General features: G+C 69.7%; 14 protein-coding genes. 7 read left to right on the top strand and 7 right to left on the bottom strand.

What is annotated here, in order from left to right; translation table 11 throughout:
- Nucleotides 1–37 precede the first annotated feature (37 nt).
- Genes modC through Poly30_RS18720 form a run of 4 tightly spaced genes read right to left on the bottom strand, consistent with a single transcriptional unit; the run spans nucleotide 38 to nucleotide 4,171 of the window.
- On the bottom strand, nucleotides 38–1,132 hold the full coding sequence (gene modC / locus Poly30_RS18705) for a molybdenum ABC transporter ATP-binding protein (protein WP_145200678.1): 1,095 nt from the start codon (nucleotides 1,130–1,132) through the stop codon (nucleotides 38–40).
- Entirely contained in the window at nucleotides 1,129–1,821 is a 693-nt protein-coding gene (gene modB, locus Poly30_RS18710; RefSeq protein ID WP_145200681.1) for a molybdate ABC transporter permease subunit, read from the bottom strand. Before modB ends, modC begins: the two co-directional genes overlap by 4 nt.
- The gene (gene modA, locus Poly30_RS18715; protein WP_145200684.1) at nucleotides 1,821–2,666 is read right to left on the bottom strand and encodes a molybdate ABC transporter substrate-binding protein; all 846 of its coding nucleotides are present in this window, start codon (nucleotides 2,664–2,666) and stop codon (nucleotides 1,821–1,823) included. The genes modB and modA overlap by 1 nt, the downstream gene beginning before the upstream one ends.
- Nucleotides 2,663–4,171, bottom strand: coding sequence for a hypothetical protein (locus Poly30_RS18720; RefSeq protein ID WP_145200687.1), 1,509 nt, complete (start codon nucleotides 4,169–4,171; stop codon nucleotides 2,663–2,665). The genes modA and Poly30_RS18720 overlap by 4 nt, the downstream gene beginning before the upstream one ends.
- A gap of 162 nt (nucleotides 4,172–4,333) precedes the next feature.
- On the opposite strand from Poly30_RS18720, the gene Poly30_RS18725 reads away from it, so the two are divergent.
- The gene (locus Poly30_RS18725) at nucleotides 4,334–6,049 is read left to right on the top strand and encodes a right-handed parallel beta-helix repeat-containing protein (RefSeq protein ID WP_145200690.1); all 1,716 of its coding nucleotides are present in this window, start codon (nucleotides 4,334–4,336) and stop codon (nucleotides 6,047–6,049) included.
- A gap of 147 nt (nucleotides 6,050–6,196) precedes the next feature.
- Here Poly30_RS18725 and ychF read toward each other — a convergent pair whose 3' ends face one another.
- From ychF to coaD, 3 genes are all read right to left on the bottom strand, one after another.
- Nucleotides 6,197–7,288 carry a redox-regulated ATPase YchF gene (ychF, locus tag Poly30_RS18730; protein ID WP_145200692.1) on the bottom strand — a complete coding sequence of 364 codons (1,092 nt, stop codon included), beginning with the start codon at nucleotides 7,286–7,288 and terminating at the stop codon, nucleotides 6,197–6,199.
- Nucleotides 7,289–7,388: 100 nt separating this feature from the next.
- On the bottom strand, nucleotides 7,389–7,778 hold the full coding sequence (locus Poly30_RS18735; protein ID WP_145200695.1) for a RidA family protein: 390 nt from the start codon (nucleotides 7,776–7,778) through the stop codon (nucleotides 7,389–7,391).
- A gap of 48 nt (nucleotides 7,779–7,826) precedes the next feature.
- On the bottom strand, nucleotides 7,827–8,321 hold the full coding sequence (gene coaD, locus Poly30_RS18740) for a pantetheine-phosphate adenylyltransferase (RefSeq protein WP_145200698.1): 495 nt from the start codon (nucleotides 8,319–8,321) through the stop codon (nucleotides 7,827–7,829).
- A 53-nt stretch (nucleotides 8,322–8,374) separates the two neighbouring features.
- Between coaD and Poly30_RS18745 the strand changes: the two genes are divergently transcribed.
- From Poly30_RS18745 to Poly30_RS18770, 6 genes are all read left to right on the top strand, one after another.
- Nucleotides 8,375–10,936 (top strand): ComEC/Rec2 family competence protein, encoded by a 2,562-nt coding sequence (locus Poly30_RS18745; protein ID WP_145200701.1) that lies wholly within the window; start codon nucleotides 8,375–8,377, stop codon nucleotides 10,934–10,936.
- An 85-nt stretch (nucleotides 10,937–11,021) separates the two neighbouring features.
- On the top strand, nucleotides 11,022–12,278 hold the full coding sequence (locus Poly30_RS18750; RefSeq protein ID WP_419190372.1) for a HEAT repeat domain-containing protein: 1,257 nt from the start codon (nucleotides 11,022–11,024) through the stop codon (nucleotides 12,276–12,278).
- 252 nt (nucleotides 12,279–12,530) lie between these two features.
- On the top strand, nucleotides 12,531–13,466 hold the full coding sequence (locus Poly30_RS18755) for an ABC transporter ATP-binding protein (RefSeq protein ID WP_145200707.1): 936 nt from the start codon (nucleotides 12,531–12,533) through the stop codon (nucleotides 13,464–13,466).
- Nucleotides 13,463–14,320, top strand: a complete 858-nt coding sequence (locus Poly30_RS18760; protein ID WP_419190373.1) for an ABC-2 transporter permease — start codon at nucleotides 13,463–13,465, stop codon at nucleotides 14,318–14,320. Before Poly30_RS18755 ends, Poly30_RS18760 begins: the two co-directional genes overlap by 4 nt.
- A gap of 113 nt (nucleotides 14,321–14,433) precedes the next feature.
- On the top strand, nucleotides 14,434–15,363 hold the full coding sequence (locus Poly30_RS18765) for a PDZ domain-containing protein (RefSeq protein WP_145200713.1): 930 nt from the start codon (nucleotides 14,434–14,436) through the stop codon (nucleotides 15,361–15,363).
- On the top strand, nucleotides 15,360–16,964 hold the full coding sequence (locus Poly30_RS18770; RefSeq protein ID WP_145200716.1) for an FG-GAP repeat domain-containing protein: 1,605 nt from the start codon (nucleotides 15,360–15,362) through the stop codon (nucleotides 16,962–16,964). Before Poly30_RS18765 ends, Poly30_RS18770 begins: the two co-directional genes overlap by 4 nt.
- Nucleotides 16,965–16,966 lie beyond the last annotated feature (2 nt).

Consider the following 16,966-nt stretch of genomic DNA (forward strand, 5'->3'; position numbering starts at 1 on the left):
GTTGCAGGGTGACGCGCCCCAGAAGAAGCCGCGTCTGTCAGTACCGCGGACGAATCCGAAGCGCCTGGGCCTTCATCATGGCGATCACGGCCATGCCGGGCCCGAGGCCGAGGCGCTCGACCGACCGGGCCGTCACCTCCGCCAGGATCGGCACGCCGACGCCGCATTCGATGGAGACGAGCGTGCGCCCCTGGCCGCGGGTGAGGTGCAGGACCGTGCCCGGTAACTGATTGGTCAGCGACAGCGCTGGCGGCGCGGGCGGCAGCGCCAGGATCACGTCCTCGGGACGCAGGCGCACGTCCACGGTGGAGCCAGGTTCCAGCTCGGCGCCGTCGCCGCAGGCGATGCGCAGCGCGCTCGGGCCGCGGTGAGCCACGTGGACCAAACCGGTCGCGTCACGGCTTTCGATGGAGCCCGGTACGTTGAAGACGAGGCCGCAATCATGGAGCAGGTCCAGCGATTCCGGACTTCGGACGAGTTCCTCCAGCGGACCGCGGGCGACGAGCCGCCCACCGTCGAGGAGCGCGAGCGACTCCGTGACCGCGAGGAGATCGCCGAGGTCGTGGCTCACCAGCACGAGGGGGATTCGCGCGTCCTTTACGACGCGCTGGAGGTAAGGCAGGAGCTGGCGCCGCAGCCCCCGATCGAGCGCAGCGAACGGCTCGTCCAGGAGAAGCACTCTCGGCTCCGCGAGGAGCGCTCGACCCAGCGCGATCCGCGCCTGCTCGCCGCCCGAGCAGAGGGCCGGCCGACGACCGAGTAGGTCCCCCAGACCGAGCATCTCGACGACCCCGGACCAGCGGCTGGGAGCCATGCGCGCCGCTCCGTAGCGCAGATTCGCCTCGACGGTTCGATGCGGAAACAGACGGTGCTCCTGGAAGACGATCCCGACCCGCCGGCGATGCACCGGGGGAACGAGCCCGGAGCCGGAGTCGACGAGCACCTCGCCGCCGAGTTCGATCCGCAGCGAGTCGGCGCCCGTGAGACCCGCCAGCGCCTGGAGCAGCGTGGACTTGCCCGCCCCTGACGGGCCGAAGAGCCCGAGGCTGCGCTCACCGGACACGCTCACGTCGAGCTGGAAGCCCGGCCGCCGCAGGTGGCATTCGAAGGAGAGCAGAGGTACCTCGCTCATGGCCTCTCCCCGCGAACGCGCATGCGCTGGAGGAACCACTCGGAGAGCAGGAGGGCCGAGAGAGAGAGCGCCACCGAGAGCAGCGTCAAGCGAACCGCGGCGTCCTCCCCCATGGGACTCTGGAGGGCGCCGAAGATCGCGAGCGGCAGCGTGCGCGTTTCCCCGGCGATGCTGCCCGCGAGGGTGATGGTGGCGCCGAATTCTCCGACGCTGCGCGCGAAGCCTAGCACGAGCCCGGCGACGACGCCGGGCATGGCAAGGGGCAACGTCACGGTGCGGAAGCGTCGCCAGGGCCCCGCGCCCAGCACGGCCGCTGCGTCCTCCAGCCCCGGGTCCACGAGTTCGATGGCGGTCCGCACCGAGCGCACGATCAGCGGCAGCGCCATCACGGCCGCCGCCAGAACCGCGCCGCCGGTGGTGAAGGCCAGGGGCATCCCGATCGCGTCGAGCACGCCGCCCAGAAGGCCGCGGCGGCCGACGAGCAGCAAAAGCAGGTAACCGACGACGACGGGCGTCAGCACGAGCGGAAGATGCACGAGCGCGTCGACGAGGAAGCGGCCCGGGAAGCGCTTGCGCGCCAGCAGCCAGCCCAGAGCGATCCCCGGCACCGCCACGAGGGCGGTGGCCGTGCTCGCCACGCGCAGGGAGAGGCGCAGCGCCTCCCACTCTTCCGGCTGAAGGCCTGGCATCAGAGATCGTCGACGCCGAAGCCGCGGGACTCCAGGAGCGCGCGCACCGTGGGGCCGCGCAACCAGGCCAGGAGGAGCTCCGCTCCGGGCTGGGAGTCACGGATGCGGCCCACCAGGACGCCGGCTTTCGTGTGCTGATCCGAGGGCACGTCGGCGACGACCGTGACCCGCGCGCTCTGCGCCGCATCGGTTCGATAGACGATGCCGAACTCGACCTCGCCGCGCTCGACGAGGCGGAGCGCCGCGCGCACGTCGGACGCGGGTACGACCCTGGGCTCCAGCGCTTCCCAGGCCCCCAGCGCGACGAGCGCTTCCTTCGCGTACATGCCAGCCGGCACGTGCGCAGGATCGCCGAGCGCCCAGCGCGCCTTCGGAAACGCATCGGTGAAGAGGGAACGATCGAAGGGCTGCGCGCGATCGCCCAGGGCCTCGCCGCGCGCGAGTCGCGTGATCACCACGAGCCGATTCTCCGCGATCACGGAAACGTCTGCGGCACCGGCGAGCCGCTCTGCAACGAGCGTCTCCATCCACGCGGCGTTGGCGGAGACGAACACGTCGTAGGGCGCGCCGTTCTGGATCTGACGGGCGAGCGTCGAACTCGCGCCGGTGACGACTTCCACCTCATCACCGGTCGCCTCGTTCCAGCGCGCGACGGCCTCCTCCATGACGTCGGAGAGACTGGCCGCAGCGCCGAGCCTGAGCGTTCGCGGCGCGCCGTGAACGGCGGAAGCGTCCGAGTCCTCGACGACCGGACCCAGGACCCGGGCCACGACGAAGAGCGCGAGGGCCGCCGCGATCCATGGAGCCAGGCGGTAGGCGATCGGTTCCTTCGGGCGAGCCGTCATCGGCCGTCCCCCCGGAGGTCGAGCACCTCACCCGAGCGAACCGTCACCGCAGCGAGATCGCCCTGCGCTCCGATCCGAGCCAGGTACGCGCCCGCGGGCACCGCCAGCGTGCGCCCGCGGATCTCGTGATCGAGGTAGGTGCTCCCCACCCAGCGCGGGTCGTTCTGGACGCGGCGGCGCTCCGCGGTCCAGAGTTCGGGCTCGGGCGCGCCGAGCCCGGGTTCGGGCAGAGCCACGACGCCGAGCGGCGTGAGCCGGACCGGCACAGCCGTGGTGCCCTCGTTCGCGCTCAGCGACGCGGGAAAGAGCTTCACCAGCGCGCCGAGATCACCCTGGACCACCATCAGCTCGCTGGGCTCTGGATGCAGCGGATAGAGGCAGGCCGTCGACTCGAAGGTCCACGTCGAAACGGGCGCGGCGGCGCTCGACTCACCGAGCACCATCACGTCGACGCTCGTCGCATCGACGGGTCGCCCCTTGTCGTCGCTGAGCTCCAGGATCGCCGCGGCGGCGCGGGGCAGGGAGAGCACACCGAGATCGCGCGACTCGCCGGGGAAGAGTTCGATCTCGAGGTCTGCGATCGGAAGGTCGAGTTTTTGCAACACGCCGAGGCGAAGCTTCCACTGGTCGACGTCCGGAACGGTCGCGCCGCGCGAGATCGCGCTGAGTCCGCTCGCTTCCTTGGCCGCGAAGAGGGCGGGCTGGAGCGCGGACGCCTCGCCACGAACGAGCAGGGTCACGTGGCCCGGCGGGAGGAGCGACACCTGAAACCGGTCCCCCTCGCCCACGGCCTCGACCGCCGGGATGTGGTAGCCGGGCCAGGGACCCGGACGCGCTTCCGGTCGAGCGCGCACCAGCGTGGACGCCTGGGCCATCCCGGGCAGCCGGCCCTCCAGTCGAGCGAACATGCCCTCGATCTCGGCGAGGTCCGAGATCAGAACGACCTCGCGGGCGCCAGGGTCGACCGGCTCCGATACGACCGTGTAGTCCCCGAACACGAGGGCGACGAAGACCTCGCCGGAGGGACGCTGGAAGGAGTCGAGCCAGCCCGTCCGGCGACTGACGCGCTGGGGTAGCGAGCCGAGTTCGACCAGGGATTCCGCCGGCAGCTTCTCGCGGTGGGCCGGAGGATGGCCGCGTCCCAGGACGGGACGGATCCAGTGGCGTTCCGCCGGCGGCAATGACCCGGCATTCCCCAGAAGCGCAGCGCCGTCGCGATCGAGGACGATGAGGTCCACCTGGGCGAAGCCGTCGAGGCCCATGGGCGTCGGCGATCGAGGATCCGCTGTCGTCGCCCGCGCGGGCTCGACGACCAGGTGCTCTCGCGCGCTGGAAAGGCCCTCCAGCGGCACGTTTTCGCTCGACTCGACGGTGACGGACGCACCCGCGGGCCCCACCGTCACGGGACCCGCGCCGCCGGATCCAGGCGCCCCCGGCAGCAGGAACAGAAGCCCCCCGGCGAGAATCGCGGCGAGTGTCGCGAGAAGGAGCGTCTTGGGTCGCATGAGCGAACAGATTAGCGCCTCCGGGGAAGCCCGCCCCCATTCTCTTCGCTCTCGGGAACCGCTCGTGCGCCCCAGGCGTTTGAATGGTCGCATCGCGGGCGCCACGCGCCCCACTCATCCGACCGTCTCAGGAACCCCAGGCCGACTCTCCGCCTCTCTTCCATGACCGCCCGCTTCGCCCTGGCTGCCGTAGCAGCCACCTTCCTCGCCTCGACGGCCTCCGCGCAGACGCTCTTCGCGGACGCGAATCTCACGACCGGCGCCAACGACGGCTCCTCCTGGAGCAACGCCTTCCAGGGCCCGGACGCCCTCCAGAGCGCCCTCGCCATCGCCGTCCCCGGCAACGACATCTTCGTGGCCGACGGCACCTACGTCCCGGCCGCCGTCGGCGCGCGGGCGACCTCCTTCCGCCTCGCCAACGACGTGCGGATCTTCGGCGGCTTCGCGGGCGGCGAGACGTCGCCCGACGGGCGCCCGGCCTTCGGCACAGCCGTGAGCATTCTCTCGGCCGACCTCGCGGGTGACGACGCCACGGGCGGCTCGCGCGCCGAGAACGCCTACCACGTCGTTCGCACCGGCGGCACGAACTCGACCGCCATCCTCGACGGGTTCACGCTCCAGGGCGGCAACGCGAACGGAGGCGGCAGCAGCAACGACCGCGGGGGCGGAATCCTCTGCACCGGCGGCGTCTCGCCGACGATCCGGAACTGCGTGTTCATCGACAACAGCTGCACCTTCGGCGGCGGCGCGGGCTACGTCAACGGCTCGGCCCCGCGCTTCGAGGGCTGCTCGTTCATCGACAACCGCGGCGGCTCGTTCGGCGGCGCGTTCGACATCGCCGGCGGCGGCCCCATCGTGTTCGACGGCTGCTACTTCGAGGGTAACCAGGCGGCGCGCGCCGGCGCGCTCGAAATCTTCTCGACGGCCAATGCGACCGTCGTGAACAGCGTCTTCGTCGGCAACGTGGCGACGGGCAGCTCGGGCGGCGGCGCCTTCTGGGTCGGCTCGGGCGGCACGACGCGCATCGCCAACTGCACGATCGTCGGAAACTCCTCGACGACCCAGGCCCAGGGCGGCATCCGCTCCCAGGGCGCCACGGTCAACGCGACGAACTGCATCCTCTGGGACAACGAAGGTCCGGGCGGCGCCCAGGCATCGGCCAACCAGGTGAACTCGGCCGCGAACGTGACGTACTCGATCGTCGAGGGCGGCTTCGCCGGCGGCGCGGGCAACCTGGCGACCGACCCGAACTTCGTCGACCTGGCGAACGGTGACTTCCGCCTCGCGCTCCCCTCGCCCGCCATCGACGCGGGCGACACCGGCCCGATCCCCGCGGGTTTCGCCGCCGACTTCGACGGAGCGCGCCGCGTCTTCGACGAGCCCGGCACCGCGAACACGGGCCCGGGTGCGCCGATCGACATGGGAGCCTTCGAGTTCACGACGAACCTCGGCATCGTGTTCTGCGATCCGGTGGCCACCAACTCCACCGGGGTGACCGGGCGCCTGGACGCCACGGGTTCGACGAGCCTGGCGGCGAACGACGTGACGCTGGTGGCGAGCCGCCTTCCGTTGAACGCCTTCGGCTTCTTCATCGCCAGCCGACAGCGCGGGTTCACGCCGAATCCGGCGGGAAGCACGGGCAACCTGTGCCTCGGCGGTGCCATCGGCCGCTACGTGGGCCCGGGTCAGATCCAGGACTCCGGAGCGGCGGGCAGCTTCAGCCTGACGATCGACGTGACGGCGATCCCGCAGCCGACGGGTCTCGTGCCCGCGGCGGTCGGTGAGTCGTGGTCGTTCCAGGCCTGGCACCGGGACTCGCTGCTCGGCTTCCCGACGTCGAACTTCACCGATGGGGTGAGGATCACGTTCGGTAGCTGATTGGCTTTATTTGGCGGTACCGTACCGGGTTCGAATCCGCCACCTTTCGACCCCTCGATGAATCGCGCATCGGCCAAGCCGATGCGCGATTCATCGAGGGGTCGAAAGGTGGCGGATTCGAACCCGGTACGGTACCGCCAAATAAAGCTACTTCCCGATCAGGAAGTGGCACACGTCCCCGGGGCGCATCACGTAATCGCGGCCCTCGGTGCGCAGCTTGCCCGCCGCTCGGATCGCCGCTTCGGACTCGAACTGCACGAGATCCGGCACCGAGAAGACCTCCGCGCGGATGAAGGCCTTCTCGAAGTCCGTGTGGATGACGCCCGCCGCCTGCGGGGCCTTCGAGCCCTCGTGGACCGTCCACGCACGGATCTCCTTGACCCCTGCCGTGTAGTAGGTCTGCAGGCCGAGCAGCTTGTAGGTCGCCTGGATCAGACGGCTGAGACCCAGCTCCGTGATCCCGAGGTCCTCCATGAACGCATCGCGCTCCTCGTCCTCCATGTTCCGCAGCTCGGACTCGATGTCGCCGCAGATCGGGATCCACTCGGAGCCGGTTTCGGCGGCGCGCTTCGCGACGGCCTGGGCGTAGTCCGACTTGCCGTCGAGGTCATCGTCCGTCACGTTCGCGACGTAGAGCATCCGCTTCGTCGTCATCAGGCAGAGCGGCTTCAAGAGCGACCGCTCGCGCTCCGTCCACGGTGCCGCGCGCAGAAGATCGCCGTTCTCGAGCATCACCTTCGCGCGCTCGTACAGCTCCTTCATCTCGACGTGCTCCTTGTCCCCGGAGCGCGCCTTCTTCGAGACGCGGTCGATGGCCTTATCGACCGTGTCGAGGTCCGCGAGCGCCAGCTCGAGTTCGATCACCTCGATGTCCTTGATCGGGTCGACCGGCTCCTCGCGCACGACCTTCGAGCCGCCGAAGCAGCGCACGACGTGCATGATCGCGTCCGTCTCACGGATGTTCGAGAGGAACTTGTTGCCGAGCCCCTCCCCCTTCGACGCGCCCGCGATCAGGCCCGCGATATCGACGATCTTGACGGACGCCGGGAGGACCCGATCCGTCTTGATGTAGCGGTGGATCGTCTCCAGGTTCTCGTCCGGGACGGCGGCCACGGCGACGTTGGGCTCGATGGTACAGAAGGGGAAGTTCCCCTCCTGGGCACCGGCCGCGGTCAGGGCATTGAAAAGGGTGCTTTTGCCGACGTTGGGCAACCCGACGATTCCACAGGAGACGCTCATGCCGGAGAGGGTAGCGAGCAGGAGGCCGGACCGCTCCTCCCATCGAGCCCAAACCGGGCCAGGGGTACGCCCCTGCCGGGTTTCAGGCCCATCCCGGATCTCAGGCCAGCGCGAGGCAGTCGATCTCGACGCGGACGTCCTTCGGGAGTCGGCTCACCTCGACCGTGGCGCGCGCGGGCGGCTCGACGCCCTCGAAGGCCCGCCCGTAGATCTCGTTGACGACGCCGAAGTCGTTCATGTCCGCGAGAAAGATCGTGCAGCGCACGGCGCGCTTCAGGCTCGACCCGGCGGCCTCCAGGACGGCCTCCAGGTTCTTCATCACCTGAACGGTTTGCTCGGCGACGCCCCCTTCGACGATCTCCATCGAGACGGGGTCCAGGGCGATCTGGCCGGAGCAATGCACCATGCCGCCGGCGATGATCGCCTGGTGGTAGGGGCCGATGGCGCTGGGAGCGTTGAGGGTCGAGACGGCCTGGCGTTCGTTGGTCATGGGGCTTCGGTGGGTCGACTGGAAAAGGTGATACTGGAAGGGCGGGCGTCAGTCCTCGAATCGGCCCGCCAGCGCGTCGATGACGGACGGCGGGACGAAGGGCGTCAGGTCCCCGCCGAGGCGGGCGATCTGCCGGACGAGAGTGCTGGAGACGTGGGCGTGCTGGGACGACGAGAGTAGAAGAACCGTCTCGATGTCGGAGGCCATGGCGCGGTTCGTGAGCGCGAGCTGGCGCTCGTACTCGAGGTCGGCGGCGCTCCGGATCCCGCGGACGATGGCGGTCGCGCCCAGGGACCTCGCCCCGTTCACGAGGAGACCATCCAGGGCAACGATGTCCACGTGCTCGAGGCCCGCCGTCGCGCCGCGGAGCAGCTCGAGGCGCTCTTCGACCGACAGGACGTGCCGCTTGTCATGGTGCGCCGCGACGATGACGGTGAGCCGATCGAAGAGCCGGGCCGCTCGCTGGATCAGGTCCAGGTGCCCGAAGGTCACGGGATCGAACGTTCCGGGGAAGACGGCGTGTCGTTCGTGGGCGCTGCTCATGGCCGCAGATCCTATCCGCAACCGGCGCCACCGTGGCGCGGTCCCTCGTTGGTATGGATCTCCCTTCCACCCCCGAGTCCGCCGCGCCCGTCTCACGTGAGCCACTCTCCGAAAGACGGGCGCCGACCGAAGTCCCCGCCCTCGGCGTGGCCGGCGTTCTATCGTGCGCCGCCGCCCTGGGGCACGGCATCGGACTGGCGGGTGTGGGCAACTGGCTCGACTGGCAGAACTGGGCGATGGTTCTCGCGCTCGGGCTCCTCGCCGCCTGGGCTTCGCGACCGAAGGCCCGCGCGCGCCGGACGCGGACGTGGCTCCTGATCCTCGCGCTGGCAGCTGCGGGTCGCGCGGGCATCGCACCCGTTGCCGCGCGCTCGGCCGCATCGCCAGAGGCCGCCGCCAGAGCCGGCGAATGGCGCGTCGGGAGAGTCGTGCGGGATCACAGGCACCTCGGCAGACGGGGGGAGATCGACTGGAGCCTCGCCGCGCCCGCGAGCGATGCACCAGGGCTGGCCGTGGAGTCGAATCTGCGCGCCACCGAAGGCGCGCTCGGGGACGGTGACCTGATCGCGATCTTGCCCACGGCGATGGAGCGGCGCTGGGCTCGAAGTCGCGACCTCCCGCGCGAGGACCGGCCTCTGCCACGGGAACCCCTGGCCGACGAGATCGTTCGGCTTCGTCCTGGATCCGCCGGGCGTGACCTGACGGGGGCCGCGATCCTGCGGGACCTTCGCCGTTCGGGTGTTCAGCGCCTCGACGAACTCGGCGACAAGGGAGAGCCGGCTCTCTCCGGGCTCCTCTCCGCGCTGCTCTTCGGCGAGACCGGACACCTTCCGCAGGGGATCGCCGACCTGTTCACGCGGACCGGAACGCGACACATGCTGGCGCTCTCCGGCCTTCACGTCGGCATCCTCGGCGTGATCATCGCGCTCCCCATGGCGCGATGTCTCTGTGCCGTGGCGGCGTTCCTCTCCGCGCTCACAGGTCGAACCTGGCGCCCTTCACCCGCCCTACCTGCGGCCGCGCTCGCGCTGGCGTTCATCCCGCTGGCGGGGCAGGGCGCGCCCGCGGCGCGCGCTGCGATGGCCCTGGCGCTCGCGTCGCTGGCGCCCCGCTTTCGCCGCCGCGCCCTGGGGCTCAACCTCGTCGGTGTCGCCATGGTGGCAGAGATCGCCTTCGACCCGATCGCGCCCCTGCGCGCAGGGGTTCAGCTTTCGTACCTCGCCACCGCCGCCCTCATCGCCGCTGCTTCGCCTGCCTCACGGCGCATTCTCGGCCTCTTCCCCGGCGGAGGCGACGTGCGACCGACGTGGCCCTCCGGACGGCGACGTTCCCCGTGGCTGCGCGTGATTTGCCTGCGCGGGATGCGCGCGACGGCGATCGCTCTCGGCACCTCGATCGTGGCCTCGATGGCGACGCTCCCGGTCGTCTGGACCCGGTTCGGCGAGTTCAGCCCCGTCGGGATGGTCGCGACGCCCCTGGCATTCCTGCCCCTCGTCGTGCTGGTGGTGGGAGGCTGGGCATGGCTGGCCGTGGCGGCGCTCCCCGGGTCGTGGGCGACGGCCGAGCTGCAAGACGCACTTCTCCGGGCGCTGGCCCACGCCGCCGAACGGATGCTCGCCCTCCTCAGCTGGGCGGATGGTGTGCCCTGGTCGCCTCTTCCGCTTCCTGATCGATCGCTGCTCTGGCTCGGCGGCTCGTCGCTACTCTGCCTCGTGGGCCTGCGCGGAGCGGCGCGGCGCTCCGCGCTCTGGCTGCGCCTCGGCGCGGTGGGTTACGGGCTGGCGCTGCTCCCCGACACCGGGCTCACGACGGGTATGGAGCGTCCCATGGCCCGGGCCCGGGGGCTGGAGGTGCATGTGCTCGACGTCGGCAACGGGACGGCCGTCGTCGTGCGCGCGCCCGGGGAACCCACCTGGATCGTCGACGCGGGCTCCCGCGACCGTGTCGGCGTCGCCCGGAGCGCCGTCGCGCCGCTCCTCCGATCGCTGGACGTCGGACGCCTTTGCATCTCGCTCTCCCACGACGACTCGGATCACGCGGGCGCGTTGCCCTGGATCGTCCGGCGCTGGCCTGCTCGAGCCTGGGTGGGGCCGCGTCCGACCCTGGAGGAGGCAACTGGCGTGGACGCCGACCCCTTGGCGGGAATCAGGAGAATCCCCCTTCGCCCCGGGGTGCAGCGCGTGACCGATCGGCGGGCGGCGCTCCAGATTCTCGCGGTTCACGGCGGAGACTTCGACAGCAACGAGAGCTCCAGCATGCTGGACGTGCGCTGGACGCCGCCGAAGGGGGCCGAAGACGGACGGACCTGGCGGGTCATTCTGTCCGGCGACGCCGAGGGTCACGGGCTGGCGGCCATGCTGCACGCGACGGGGTCCACTCCGGCCCACCTGGAACCGGGGCCCGTGGACGCCCTGCTGCTGCCCCACCACGGCTCGGCCACCCGCCATCTCGGCTGGCTCCTGGACCACCTCCAGCCACGTGAGGTCTGGGTCAGCGGAAGCGACCCTCCGGTTCAGCGGGAAGAACTGGAGCGGAGGGGTCTGCCCGTTCGCTCGACCGCGGAGTTCGGTGCTTTCGTCTGGGGACCGGCACCCGTCGATTTTGCGCCGGATTGAGAGACAGATCGTTACGAAGGAGCGCATGAGGGCTATCTCTGGTCCACCCCAGGCTGCCCCATCCCAGAAGCGCCTGAATGTCGCCATGCTCCACACCGCCCTCGCCCTCGTCCTGACCGCGGGCCCGTTTTCGGGCTCCTTCCCCAGCTGGGCCACGCTCGACCGCCAGGAGCCGAACGCTCCGGTCTCGAACGAACGCCCGGAACCGGCTCGACGCCGCATTCTGCAGACGACCGGGGGCGGAATTCTGCGCGGGAAGAGCCGGATGACGGACGAGGGCCAGTGGCAGGTCAAGCTCGAGCGCGGCTGGACCGACGTTCCCTCCGCCGCGGTCGAATCCGTGTTCCTGGAATCCGAACTCCTGGATGAACTCGATGCTCGCAAGAAGAAGGACGGGCTCGAGCCTGCGGACCTGCTCGAGTGGACCCTCGGCGCGGGGTTGCTGAAAGAAGCGTTCGAGCTCGGAGACAGGCTCGTGGAGGAATTCCCGCGCGACTTCGATCTGCGGATGGTCGCCGCCGGTCAGGTGGCCAGGTTCGTGGCTGGCTTGCCGGAGCGCGGGGCCGAGAACGAGCTGGAGGAGCTGCGCGAGATCGGATCGCGCGGGTCCCATCTGGTGGCGGAGGCCATCGTCGAACGACTCGCCACGGCCGCGCCGCGCGGGGAGCTGCTGGCGGCGCTGCACGAGGACCTGCGCTCCAGAAAAACAGGACGACGCAGCTTCGCCTCCCTCGCCATGGGCAGGCTCTTCTCGACCGAGGACCCGCGCGCTCTGCTCCTCCATTCCGTCTACGACCCTTCCGTCGAGGTCCGTCGAAGCGCCGCGCTCGGCCTCGCGGATATGGGTTCCGCGGAGGTCTGCGGCCCGCTCGTGAAAGCGCTCGGGTCGAAGAGTTCCACCGTTCGAACGCGGGCCGCCGAGGCCCTCGGCTCGACGCGGGATTCGGTGTTCGTGGAGCCGCTGATGGATCGCGCCTTGACGCTGTTCGCCCAGGGAAGCTCCGGAGGCAGTCAGCGCCCTCCGCGCGGCTACATCTTCATCGGCACCCAGCGCGCCTACGTCCAGGACTTCGACGTGGAGGTGGCGGCGCGTTCCAGTATCGCGGACCCGGTGATCAACACGCTGCTCGAGGGGTCCGTGCTGGGCGCGAGCGTGATCAGCCTCGAAACCGCCACGATCTCGGTCGAGCGCCGGGCCTTCCTGGGTGCACTGGCGCTGACCACAGGACAGACTCCAGGCCGAGGTCGTCCGTCGGACTGGAAGGCCTGGTGGGAGTCCGACGCGTCGGCCTCCTTCCGCGGCGACTCCCCGGGACGGAAGGATTCGCAGACCGTGAGGTAGTAGAGAGCACCCCGCCATCCTCCCACGACGGGGCGCCCGAAACGACCGGAGAACCGGCCGTCCTCTCCGGCTAGCCACGGGGGGCTTCAGGGTTGCACCCGGTTCACCGTTTGGTCCCTCGCAAAGAGGGGATTCCCACCCGAACGCCGTTCTTGAGCGGACTCCGTGGACTCATCAGGCTCGGACTCGGTAGTTTGCGTCCATGCAAAGAGGGAAAGGCAGGCGCGGCGACTCCAGGGCGCGGGGCATTCGATGAGCGCAGCACTCGAAGTCCGCGGACTCTGGAAGCGCTACGGGTCAACCGTGGCGGTTCGCGACGTTCATCTAACGGTCGAGCGCGGCCAGATGTACGGGTTGCTCGGCCCGAACGGCTCGGGCAAGACGACGACGCTCTCCTGCGCCCTCGGCCTGCTGTCGGCCTCCGGCGGTGAGTGTCGCGTGCTCGGAGAGCCCGCGACGAAGCTCCATCGAACGAAGGGCAAGGTCGGCTGCGTCTTCGATGTCCCTGCGCTGCTCCGCGGGCACACCATCCGGCAAAACCTGCGCTACCAGGCGCGGCTTCGCGGCCATGGTGGCGGTCGGCAGATGAGCGATGCGCTGGAACGCGTCGGTCTCGCGGGTTTCGAGAAGCGACGCTCCGGCGGCCTGTCCCTCGGCCAGGAGAAACGCCTCGCCATCGCGGGCGCGATCATGGGCCAGCCGGAACTCATCGTGCTCGACGAGCCGCTCTCCGGCCTCGATCCCATGGGCGTGCGCGGCATGCTGCGCCTACTGGAGGAACTCAAGGCCGACGGCCAGACGCTGATCATCTCCAGCCACAGGCTCCACGAGATGCAGGAGATCCTCACCCACGCCGCGGTGATCCTGGACGGAGAGGTGGTGAAGGAAGCCCCGCTGGAGGACTACCTCGGCAAGCCAGGCACGTGGCAGATCCAGGTTCAAAAACCCGAGGCCGCCGCGAAGGGCCTTGCAGGACTCGGAGAACTCGTCGAGAACCCGGACGGCACCTGGCGCATCCACGCGCCCGGGACCCCGGGGGAGAAGATCGCGAGCGCCCTCACCGAATCGGGGGCGGGGCTCCTGCACTTTGCCCAGGAGCGCATGGGGCTTCAGGCTTCGTTCGAAGCGCTCGTCGACGAGCGGCGCCGCGCGCGCGCGGCGACCGCGAAATCGGGAGGTGCGGCGTGAGCGGCGCACTTCGGGTTCTGCGCGCGGAGTTCGTGCGTCTCTGTACATCACGGACCGGGTTCGTGGCAGGCGTGCTTCTGGCACTGGTGCCGGCGCTGCGCGTCTGGGCGGCTGGCCTCGCCGCGCGGGCCAAGGCGATCGAACGCGCCGCCAGTGGCCAGGACCAGATCGGCCTGACCGAGGGCACCGGCTGGGCCATGCTGGTCGATGGCTGGCGCGCTGGCCTGATGCTCGGGACCGCGCTGCTCTTGGTTCAGTCGGCCAGAGCTATCGCCGGAGACCGGGAGACCGGAGTCCTGCGGCTCGCCGTGACGCGCTCGGCTTCCAGAAGCGGCGCAGTCGTCGGGCGAGCGCTGCTCGGCCCGATCCTCGTTCTGTTCATCATCGCGCTCTCCGGCCTCGGCGCCTACCTCGCGACGCTGGGGGTCGGCGGCGACTTCGGCGACCTCGTGGAGTCCGATTTCACGATCTTCCAGGGCGCCGAGGTTCGAGCCGAGATGATGCGGTCCCTCAGGCCCGTGGCCGCGGGACTCGTCGCCGTGCACGCCTTCGGCCTTCTCATCTCCAGCCTTTCCCGCGGGCCGGTCCTCGCGCTGGCGGGCTCGCTGGCGTCGATCCTGCTCTGGGATGTCTTCAAGGAAGACGCCGGGGAAGGCCGCTTTTACGTCTTCGCGACGCACGCGCCGACGTTCGCCGACGGCTCCGCCATGAAGGAACTCAGCGGGTTTGCCCGCGCCTACTCGGACGCGGGGCTCCCGGACGCCGTGATCAACATGGGCACCGTTCTTCCGCCGATCCAGGCGGTCGTCTTCGTGGCCCTGGCGGCCCTGGCGCTACGCAAACGGCCGATCTAGAGGCGCCGTTCCCGGGGAGAGGGCCGCGCCGGATGAGAGATCGTTCGCCTTCACAGGAATCGAATCGACCGCGTGCTGGAACCTGAAGGCGCACTCCCCCACGATGAGCGCCGATGACTCCCTCTTCGCTCCCACGCGGTAGGTCCCTCCTACCCGCTCTTATCGCCGTCCCGCTGGCGCTCCTCGGCGCCTGCCAGTCCGCCCCCGATCGCTCGATCCCCGACCCGCTGCCGGAGACGCTCGAGTGGGCGATCCCGACCGTGGACAGCACCGCCTTCCTCGGGCTGGACGTTCGCGAGAACGATTCCGGTTCCCTCGAAGAGCTGTCGTTCGATCCGGGCGTGCGCGTTCACTCCGTGATAGAGCGCTCGCCCGCGATGGCGGCGGGCGTTCGCGTGGACGACGTGCTTCTGACCTTCGATGGAACGAGCGTGGCGACGCCCAGCGACCTCGCTGCGCTGCTAGGCTCCGCGAAGGGCGGCGATCAGGTCACCCTCGGTATGCAGCGCGGGGACACCGTCTTCGACGTCACCATCACGCTGAAGGGCGGCGGCTCGGCGAGTGATCCCATGGCCGAAGAGGCCTACGTCCTCGACCCAGCCCGCACGCGCGGCGCCTGGGGAACGAACGACGGGGCGGTGCTCGTGGCCAGAGCCGAAGACGGGCCGGTCGGGAATCTTCCGCTCGGTACGCGCGTGATCGCTCTGGACGACCAGCGGATCGTCTCGGGTCGCGGGCTCGTCCGACGACTGATCGGTCGATCGCCCGGCGAGACGGTCGAGTTGCGCGTGGAGGCGCCTGGAACGGGCAGGGAGTCGGAGGTCGAGATCACGCTCCAGGACGAAGGGCGGCGACTCACGCGGTTCTCCGTCCCCGTGCTCGCGACCTACGACGCCGCGGCCGACCGGACCCGCGAGAGCTTCGTCCTCCTCGATCTCTACTTCATCTCGCTCTTCCGCTACCAGCGCGAGGGATCGGAGAAGAACTGGACCGTATTGCGCTTCTTCCAGTGGTCCAGTGGCGTCGGAGCGCTCGACGAATGATCCCTTTCACTTCACTCCTCGCGCTCGGCCTCGCCGCGTCGTCAGGCGCGTCTTCCGGCGCCACGACTTCCCTGGATGCCTCCTACATCGATGCGTCGGTGCGCATCGATGGCTCGCTGCTCGACTGGCAGTTCGTCGACATCGAGGGCGACGGCCCGAAGGAGCTCGGCCTGGCCGTCCGAACCGACCGCGGGGAGCGCGAGCTGCGCTTCCACCGGATGACGGCGAAGGCGATCGAACCGGAGCCATTTCGGACGATCCCGATCCTGAAGGACATCATCGCCTGGACGATCGCCGACGTGCGGCCTGATCTCGAGGGCAACGAACTCGTGCTGCTCACTCGCCAGGGGGCGTGGTCCTTCGATCCGCGCCTCTCCGAGTACAAGGGGAACATCCGGAAGCTCTGCGAGATGGATCTTCTCTACGATGTTCCCAGTCCGCGCGAGCTGCCGTATTGGAACTACGTGCTGGAGGCCGAGGACGGGTCGGACCTTCTGCTCCTCCCCCAGCGCGGAGGCTTCCGGATCTTCGGTCCGCGGCCCGCGGCAGCCCCGGCCGAGGACGGGGAGCTGCCGTGGCGCGCGTTGAGCACCTTCCAGGGGACGTCGGACTCGGCTCCTAACGACCCGGAGGACCAGGAGCGTCGGGCCGCCGAGGCCAAGCGTGACGGGCGGCAGCGCCGCGTGCGCCTGAGTGCGACGGTCGGCGACAGCCTCCGCCCGTTCCTCGGATCCGGATCCACCCAGAGCCTCGTCGACGACAGCTTTCGCATCCAGGCGCCCGCGCTCGTGGACGTCAATGGCGACGGCAGGCGGGATATGCTGCTGCTCGACGGCAAACAGCTGCGGGTTCACCTCTCGGGTCCTGGTGGGATCCCCCGCGAGCCCTCGCGGGTCGAGACCGTGCCCGACTACCTGACCCATGACAATACGAAGGCTGCGATGCGCCTCGTCGATATCAACGGCGATGGCAGGCTCGACATCCTCGGAATCTGGAGCGAAGACGTCGACGGCTTCGAGAACGCCGAGTGGCGTATCTACGTGATGCTGTCCGGGAAGGATCAGCTCCTTCCGGAGAAGCCGAACCAGGTCCTCCGCTTCACGGCCGCCGAGCTGCGCGCGACCGTCACCGACGTGGACGGGGACGGGCGACCGGACCTCGCGCTCCGTAGCTTCGAGCTGCCGACGATGCTGGAGACGGTCACCGGCCTCGAGTTCACCTATAGCCACCTGATGTACCTCGGGGAGAAGAACGGCACGTTCTCGCGCCGGCCGGCGTTGAAGCAGTCGCAGACCTTCGACGAGGAAGGTGTGGCCGCGGTGCTCGCGAACCGCGTGCTCAAGATGGACTGCAGCGGCGATGGAGTCGCGGACCTCGTCGAGGTGAACCTCGCGGGGGAGCTGGGCGTCCGTCGTCTGCGCAAGGAATCATCGTTCTTCAGCGGTGACTCCTGGTCGATCGACGACGGCTACTGGAAGAAGTACTCGTCGCGCGGTTCCGTCACTTCGCTCTCCGTCGTGGACCTGAACGGGGACGGGCTCGGCGATATCGTGAGCGGGTCCGAGTCCATCCTGACCGTCTACCTTTCCCAGGAGCGCTGATC

It is taken from the genome of Saltatorellus ferox (assembly GCA_007751475.1).
In the GTDB taxonomy this organism is placed as follows: domain Bacteria; phylum Planctomycetota; class UBA1135; order UBA1135.